This is a genomic window from Streptomyces sp. 4F14 (assembly GCF_048159485.1).
In the GTDB taxonomy this organism is placed as follows: Bacteria; Actinomycetota; Actinomycetes; order Streptomycetales; family Streptomycetaceae; genus Streptomyces.
On record NZ_JBLRVY010000205.1, the window covers coordinates 1 to 389 of the forward strand.

General features: G+C 56.0%; 1 protein-coding gene. It reads left to right on the forward strand.

The features are described from left to right. Positions 1-72: 72 nt before the first annotated feature. The coding region (locus tag ACLZOT_RS50335; protein ID WP_416976036.1) for a hypothetical protein at positions 73-389 on the forward strand (317 nt) is incomplete at its 3' end.

The following is a 389-nucleotide window of genomic DNA, read 5'->3' on the forward strand; positions in this document are numbered from 1 at the left end:
TGAATCGGTGTCCTGGCAAGCAACAGCCGCCGGCATTGACCGGCAATAACAGCAACAAGTGAGGGAAAAATTATGCTGGTAGCAATTGAGGCAAATAAGGGTGCGATCTTCCGTGATGTCGGCCACGCACTACACACAGCGTTCCTGGTGATCTCGAATGAGCCGCGTCAAGGATGTGTGACGCGTTCCATGCTCTTGCAGATGATGGCGACCATCGATCTGGACGCGCCGGGTCGCCAGTTGACACCTGGGCAAGCAGAATGGTTCTCGGCATTGAAGGGGACACCTGCTGGTAGCATCGATTTCTCTGGGCTGACCGACGATGAGATCCGTGCTCAGTGCGCGATGATCGTGGCCGCTGTGAATCACCATCTGCCCAGGATTGAGGC